Here is a 7,396-nt window from a genome sequence, read left to right as displayed (position 1 = left end):
CGAGATGCTTCGAATGGTCGATACGATGCTATTTACAAACGAGCACGGCGAGGTTTGCCCGGCAGGCTGGCACAAAGGCGACGTAGGAATGAAAGCAGATCCTAAGGGCGTCGCAGAGTATCTAGACAAAAATGCGAGCAAACTATAAGTTGTAAAATTCTTCGCGCGGGCGTACGAATTCTAATTCTAACTGCGTAAGGTTTAAATTTAGCCTTGCATGGGCTGTTAAAGCTAGCAAAGCTTTCTAAATTCCGCTGCCAAAATTTTAAGTCTCGGCAGCGGAATTCCAAAAATTCAAAGCGATATCCGCAACGCTTCACATCCAAAGTTCCTTTAGAATTTATAAAATTCCTCCCGCTTCAAGCGCCGTCCGTTTACTCTTCATCGTTAAAATTCTGCTTTAAATTCTACTTAAAAGGAGAGCCTTTGTTAAATTATACTAAAAACGCCATTCGCGGGGCATTTTGGACGAAACCATTCATAGTTTTAGTGCTGCTTTTGCTGCTGCTAATCCCACTAAGCTTTATCGATAATCTTACCTACTCGCGCTCCGAAACCAAGCAGCTCGCGCAGGATTCGATCCTCACGCCGGTGGGTGGTGAGCTGCAAATCCAAGGCCTTGCGATCGTCGTGCCCTACGCAGAGATAATCGAAGCGATAGACAAAAGCAACAACGAGCTCGTAAAAAGGCGCGTAGAGAAAAATTTCATCATCGTACCTAAAAACTACTCCCTCGTAGCGCAGATCGACCCCACCTATCTAAAGCGCGGAATTTTTCGCGTTCCGATATATAACGGCGACTTTACGCTAAAAGCGGACTTTGAGGCGATAAACTATACCGAGCTCGGCGTCGATCCTGCGCGGCTAAATTTCGACGAAGCCGTGCTAGTGCTCGGCGTAGGCAATCAAAAATCCTTCACCGCCTCCCCCGCTTTAAGCTTAAACGGCAAGGAGCTTAAGCAATATCACGGCAACACCGAAGCTAAAATTTTCGATCGAAGCCTAATCTACAAGCTCCCCGCTTCAGCGCTGTCGTCTGATTTTAGCATCAGCGGTACGCTTAAAATCCAAGGCGGCGAGGCACTTCATCTAGCTCCGATCGCGCAAAATAGCCGTTTTGAAATTAGCTCTACTTGGGCATCGCCTAGCTTTGGCGGCGGCTTTATCGCCAAATCGCGCGAGGTAAGCGCTAGCGGTTTTAAAGCTTCGTGGGAAGTTACAGGCTTAGCCGCAGGCATTGCTCCTGCGTGGCTTGCAGATCAAGATGACCGCGTCGCTATGACGAACTGGCGCAGCAACGACGATAGAAATGACGCCGTAAGCATCGGCTTCATCGAGCCCGTGAACAACTACTCGCTGATTAAGCGCTGCACGGATTACGCGCTGCTGTTCTTGGCGGTGCCGTTTTTAGCGATCTTTCTTTGCGAAGTATATACTCACGAGCGCATCCATCCGATACAGTACCTTCTCATCGGTCTTGAAGATGTCGTTTTCTACCTACTGGTGCTCTCGCTTTCCGAGCATATAGGCTTTGCAATCAGCTACGCCATCTCGGCGATCGCGGTCAGCGCGATAGTGTTTTTCTACGCAAGCGCGATATTTAAAGGCGTGCGCTGGGGCGTTTTTATCACCTGCGTTCAGCTCGTCTCATATCTGATCCTCTACGTCATCTTAAATTCCGAAGACTACGCCCTATTAATGGGAAGCTTGATGATATTCGCGGTGATCTCTTTGGTGATGTATTTTACGCGCAAGCTCGACTGGTACGACACTGCGATCCCAAGTGGAGAGAAAAAGCAGGAGCAAGAGCCCGAAATTTAGCCTTTAAATTTGCCGCTAAATTTAATCGCAAAGGCCTTTGGAGCTTTAAAATCCAAAGGCCATTTTAAATTTGCTCGCTAAATTTCAACTGCCAAAATTTCATCTATTTAAAATTTAGCCGCCGCGGTATGCAAACTGCGACCGAGCCGAACGGCACATTTTAAAATTTAGCCCCGCGAGCGTGAGCACATCGCGACAAAGACAAAATTTAGATCGCGCCGCTTTAAATTTTAAAATTTCATCTGCGCCGATTTTTGAGTATAATGAGCGAAAAATTTTAAGGATTTTGTGTGATACTTGCTATTGAGAGCAGCTGCGACGACAGCTCGGTCGCGGTGATGGATGAGCGCAGTTTCGAGCTGAAATTTTACGAAAAAATAAGCCAGGAGGCCGATCATGCCAAATACGGCGGCGTCGTACCCGAGCTTGCCGCGAGGCTGCATACGGAGGCGCTGCCGCGGATTTTGCAGCGCGCAAAGCCCTATTTTAGCGAGCTTAGCGCCGTCGCAGCGACCAATACCCCGGGGCTTAGCGTGAGCCTGATCGGCGGCGTAAATATGGCAAAAGCGCTCGCGCTCGCGCTAAATCTGCCGCTCATCGGCGTAAATCATCTCATAGGCCATGTCTACTCGCTGTTTTTAGGCGGCGAGGCGCGATTTCCGATGGGCGTTTTGCTCGTTAGCGGCGGGCATACGATGGTTTTGGATATCGACGCGGCGGGGGGTATCGAAATTTTAGCGACCACCGGCGACGACAGCTTCGGCGAGAGCTTCGATAAGATCGCCAAAATGCTAGGCCTCGGCTACCCGGGCGGCGCACTCATCGAGGAGCTTGCAAAAGGCGGCGAGCCGAGGTTTGAGCTGCCCGTGCCGCTGAAGGGCGATAGGCGGCTGGAGTATAGCTTTTCGGGGCTTAAAAACGCCGTGCGCGTGCAGATCGAAAAGCTAAAAGAGGCGGGCGAGCTAGATGAGCGGGCGATGCGCGATCTGGCGCGCTGCTTTGAGGACGCGGCGTGCGCGCACATACTGGATAAATTGCAGCGGATCTTTGAGCTGCGCCGCTTTACGCGCTTCGGCGTCGTGGGCGGAGCGAGCGCGAACCTGCATCTGCGCGGACTTTTGACGGATTTGTGCGAGCGGGCGGGCTGCGAGATACTTTTCGCGCCGATGAAATTTTGCTCCGACAATGCCGCCATGATCGCGCGCGCAGCGATAGAAAAGCTGCGTAAAAAAGAGTTCACGGCACCCGCAGAACTGCAAATCGTTCCGCATCTAAATCTACGCTCGGCGTTTGAGTGAAATTTTAAAATTTACAAATAATCTGCGTCCGCTAGCGGATTCTCACATGCTGGACGTTTGAGTAAAATTTTATCTCGCGCTCGCTCACGGTTAGGTTTTGGATAAATTTCGCTTTGAATTTACATATCGCGTTTAAGGCTAGCGCCACGTTTTGTTAAATCTCTTTCATGCTCGCACCGTCATCGGTGCCGCTACCGTTGCACATCCTCGCTGCTTGCAATGTCTGCTAAATTTTGATCAGTTTTGTTAGCTTGTCATTTTTTGCACTTTCTTAATCGTGCAGGAAAGTTACGACTTCGTGTTCTTTTGGCAAGAACTTTCTACCGTGTATACCGCTTTCGCCATATTCTATTAAAGCTTCACCAAGCACCTTATAGAGCTCATCTAAAGAAATTCCGTAAGTGCTGGAATTTATACTTTCTAACTTATATTTGATAAAAAACGGATTATCGACTAGCATTTTACTTGTAGTCTTATCATAAATTCGCCTTATATCAAGCTCGATATTTTTACCTTTATAATGAAGCAACCAAATATCCTCGCCCGTATAGCCATCCCGTGGATCCGGCAGTTGAGGGCTACCGATAAAGATAAGATAGGTCTGTTTTTGTTTATCTACTACCCAATTTAACCATCTAATATCTTGATCGCTCAATAAAGGTTTTCTAAATTTTGTCCTAATTTTATTAACAGTGTCTATAACATTATATTTCTTCAAGTCCTCTTTCGAAATATATTCCGCAACAAACGCCATTCTCCACTCCTTAAAATTTAATTCTCGGATTATACTACGATATGTTTATATCCGCCTATACGCTAATAAATATATCGTAGGAAGTAGGATTTATAATTGATTTTCGCCTCAAACCGCATGCAACGCTCACATTAAAATTTTTCAAATTCCGAAGCGCAGTTTAAATTTACAGCCGCAGCTCGGCGCGCGCCAAAGTGCAAGCCGCAGCGCATTTAAATCTAGCCGCAAACTATGCGGCGTTTCAAATTTAAACACTGCGCGGATTACACGATACGCGGGCTCGGTAAATTTCGTCGCGGCGCGATTAAATTTCGTCGCGTCGCGCCTAAGCTTCTATCGCGTAGGGGATTTTATCTTTTGCGCCGGCGCCAGCAAAGCCCTTAAGTCGCAGTAGGCAGCTGTCGCAAAGCCCGCACGCAGCGTCCTCGCGCTCGTAGCAGCTCCACGTAAGCTCTAACGGCACGCCGATTTCAAGCGCCAGCGAAACGATCTGCGCCTTGCTAAGGTGCACGAGCGGGGTTTTGATGCGCGGATGAAAGTCGCGGCTCGTGCCCAGATCGAGCGCTCGCTCAAACGCGCCGATGAACTCCGCGCTGCAGTCGGGGTAGCCGCTGCTGTCCTCCTGCACCACGCCGATGAAAATCGCGTCGCAGCGCTCCTTCTCGGCAAGCGCGGCGGCGATGCTCAAAAACACGCCGTTGCGAAACGGCACGTAGGTGCTCGGCAGATCCGAAAACACGCTCTCGCCGCTTGGCGGTGAAATTTTATCGCTTTGGCTTTGCGATGAAATTTCACCCTCTGCGCGCTTCGATGAAATTTTATCGCCCTGTTGCGGCCCGGCTCCGCTTTGAAGTGAAATTTCACCTTCTTGAACCAGAATTTTACTGCCTTGCGGCGAAGGCTCATCGTCCCCTAGTGAAATTTCACTCTCTTGCGTTAAAATTTCACCGCTCTGTGTACGGCTGCTCCGCGCCGAATCTGCATCAAGCGGAGCGTCCGCTGAGCCCGCCGAGAAATCTGACGCAGTAAAATTTTGCCCACCAATCTCGGCATCAATAGAATTTGCCGCAATAGAATTTTGCCCGTCTAGGCGAGCGCTCTTGGAATTTGCCGCGCTGTCAATCTTGGCGCCAATAGAATTTACCGCACCGCAAAGCTCCGCCGCGCCCTTTCTGATCGGCAAAGCACCGTCCGTAAGGGCGCTGCCGCCGATTTGTGCGATAAAGCGAGCGTCTAAAATTAGCCTCTTTGCGACCCCCAAATCGTCGCAAATTTTACCGAAGCACTCGCGCTCCTTGCCCATCGTGCGCTGATCGTAGTCAAAGTGCAGCGCCACGATCTCGTAACCTTCGCGCCTCGCGATATAGGCGCAGGTCGCGCTGTCCATGCCGCCGCTGATCACGCATAAAGCTCTCATTTTCGTCCTTTTTTTGCTAAAATTATACGAAAATTTTATAAAAGAGGGGTAAAAATGATACTTTGCGAGCAGCCCTATCCCGAAATTTTGGACGCTATCGCGGCGGAGCTGGGCGGCGGGAGCGTCGAGCTAATTTTCGTGCGCGGCGAGGAGATGCGGCGGCTAAATGCGCAAACGCGCGGCATCGATAAGACGACCGACGTGTTGAGCTTCCCGCTCGATCCTGCGGCGTTTGCGGGCTTTGGCGGGGATTTGAGCGAGGAAAATTCCGCGCATGAAAACAGCGACGATAAAAATCAAAACGCCGTAAATTCTGCTAGTAAAAATACAGGCGTCGCGAATTCTGCGAGCGAAAATTCTAATACTATAAATTCCGAAAATTCCGAGAGCGAAAGTTCTGACGATGAAAATTTAAAGAATGAGAATTTTGGCGTCGGGAATTTCGCCCCCGCGCTGCTCGGCTCGGTCGTGATAAATTTAGACCTCGTAGAGCTGAAAGCCGCGCAGCTGGGGCACGGCAGGGATGACGAGACGGCGCTGCTTTTTACGCATGGCTTGCTGCACGTGCTGGGTTACGATCACGAAAGCGACAGCGGGCAGATGCGCGCCAAGGAGTGCGAGATAATCGAGAAATTTCGCCTTCCAAAAAGCCTGATCGTGCGAACGGATGAAAGCGAGGAGTAGGCGCTGCGGAGCGAAAAGCGACGGACGAAAGCATGTGCGGCGGCGTAAAATCCGAACAAAATTTTAAAAACGCAGATTGAGGAGCAAAAACTGCAAGCCCAAAACCGCAGCGATAAAAGGATCTTTTAAGGTAAATTCGCCGTAATTTCCCAACCAAAATTTTGCATACTTAAAGTTATCAACGGCAACTGAATGCGTTGCATGTTTTACTCCTTAACGATAAATTTTTGTATTTAAATATAAATTTCTACAAACGGATGTTTGCGAAACTTTGTCTTTAAATTTACTAATTTGAATAGAAACCGCTTTAAGACCGTTTATTAAATTTACGGAATCGATAAAAAGTAGATAATCTTCGCTCTTATATTTTATCGGTCCGAAATAAATCAGGGTATCTCCTGCGATCTTGTTTCGATAATCCTCAAAATCTGCCCTGCTATAATATGAATCGTATGAGGGGTCTTTTATAATTTTACTGCACTCTTGCGGATCTAGAATATACATAAAATTTGCAAAAGACATCTCGTATTGCCGAAAATCTCTATACGTCATAATATACAAAAGCTTATTATCAAATTTATATAACGTAAATCCTCTCCCCGTAAAGCCGTCTTTAATCGTTTTATTCATATCCATATACCAGCAATCGCCCATATTTTTCTTTAAAACGGGGTTATTGTAATCCGTCGTATCAAAAACCAGAGGCTTGATTACGCTTATATTTTTCCATTCGAATAGATCATCGTAAAAGTCGTTGCAGAAGTCTCTTTCTTTTGATAAATGCTCTTCATATTCTTTTTTGAGCGTTGCATTTCTATCTATTTGCCAAAAGCTAACGGTTTTTCCGTTGAAAGTGGTTTCTCCTTCTACCATACCGGAAGGATTGTTTCTTACTACTTTCCTATCATTAGCTTTCCATAAAGCTATTTTTAAATCAAAAGGAATTTCCGTATCGCTTACATCGTTTGCATTCGCAAATAGTACGAATGCGATCATTAAGATGAAAATATGAACCCACATAACCGCCCCTATCGATAAAGCTTCGTATTTACGTATGAATTGCTACAAACAGGCATTTGTAAAATACCGTCTTTAAATTTCCTGATTGTGACGTTGAATAGTTGTCCGCTATCCGTATTGTCAAAATCTATGAAAAGTAGATAGTCTATATCTTTATAACGTATCGGTTCGGCATAAAACAGACGCGGTTTATATATGATATTGCCTGGAATCTCCAAATTTACCCTGCTACGAGGATCTTTTGTGATTTTACTACACTCTTTGGGATCTAAAATGTAAGCAAGATTTGCGAAATCATCCGTCTGATATATATAAGGAGTGGTTTTATAAATCATAATATACAAAAGCTTATTATCAAATTTATATAACGTAAATCCGCGCCCGCTAAAGCCGTCTTTAATC

At 47.0% G+C, this 7,396-nt stretch carries 5 protein-coding genes and 4 pseudogenes; 4 read left to right on the top strand and 5 right to left on the bottom strand.

Annotation, left to right across the window (positions count from 1 at the left end):
- From Q0236_RS02125 to tsaD, 3 genes and pseudogenes are all read left to right on the top strand, one after another.
- Positions 1-148 (top strand): annotated as a pseudogene (locus Q0236_RS02125) (peroxiredoxin); the annotation flags it as partial.
- Between the two features lie 278 nt (positions 149-426).
- Positions 427-1,821 carry a cell envelope integrity protein CreD gene (gene creD, locus Q0236_RS02120; RefSeq protein ID WP_297914498.1) on the top strand — a complete coding sequence of 465 codons (1,395 nt, stop codon included), beginning with the start codon at positions 427-429 and terminating at the stop codon, positions 1,819-1,821.
- A gap of 290 nt (positions 1,822-2,111) precedes the next feature.
- Entirely contained in the window at positions 2,112-3,119 is a 1,008-nt protein-coding gene (tsaD, locus tag Q0236_RS02115) for a tRNA (adenosine(37)-N6)-threonylcarbamoyltransferase complex transferase subunit TsaD (RefSeq protein WP_297914495.1), read from the top strand.
- 271 nt (positions 3,120-3,390) lie between these two features.
- Here tsaD and Q0236_RS02110 read toward each other — a convergent pair whose 3' ends face one another.
- The 3 genes and pseudogenes from Q0236_RS02110 to Q0236_RS02100 form a co-directional block, all read right to left on the bottom strand.
- Positions 3,391-3,873, bottom strand: coding sequence for a hypothetical protein (locus Q0236_RS02110; protein ID WP_297914492.1), 483 nt, complete (start codon positions 3,871-3,873; stop codon positions 3,391-3,393).
- A 325-nt stretch (positions 3,874-4,198) separates the two neighbouring features.
- Positions 4,199-4,618, bottom strand: a pseudogene (locus tag Q0236_RS02105) (7-cyano-7-deazaguanine synthase); the annotation flags it as partial.
- Between the two features lie 405 nt (positions 4,619-5,023).
- Positions 5,024-5,290: pseudogene (locus Q0236_RS02100) on the bottom strand (7-cyano-7-deazaguanine synthase); the annotation flags it as partial.
- Positions 5,291-5,344: 54 nt separating this feature from the next.
- Here Q0236_RS02100 and ybeY point away from each other — a divergent pair.
- Positions 5,345-5,974, top strand: coding sequence for an rRNA maturation RNase YbeY (ybeY, locus tag Q0236_RS02095; protein WP_297914489.1), 630 nt, complete (start codon positions 5,345-5,347; stop codon positions 5,972-5,974).
- A 213-nt stretch (positions 5,975-6,187) separates the two neighbouring features.
- Here the strand turns inward: ybeY and Q0236_RS02090 are convergent, their stop codons facing one another.
- Both Q0236_RS02090 and Q0236_RS02085 read right to left on the bottom strand, forming a co-directional pair.
- A complete protein-coding gene (locus Q0236_RS02090) occupies positions 6,188-6,994 on the bottom strand; it encodes a hypothetical protein (RefSeq protein ID WP_297914486.1) in 807 nt (268 codons plus the stop codon).
- An 8-nt stretch (positions 6,995-7,002) separates the two neighbouring features.
- Positions 7,003-7,396, bottom strand: a pseudogene (locus Q0236_RS02085) (hypothetical protein); the annotation flags it as partial.

It is taken from the genome of uncultured Campylobacter sp. (genome assembly GCF_938031315.1).
Lineage (GTDB): Bacteria > Campylobacterota > Campylobacteria > Campylobacterales > Campylobacteraceae > Campylobacter_B.
The sequence above is the reverse complement of the archived record's forward strand: the minus strand, read 5'-3'. Positions and strand labels throughout refer to the sequence as shown.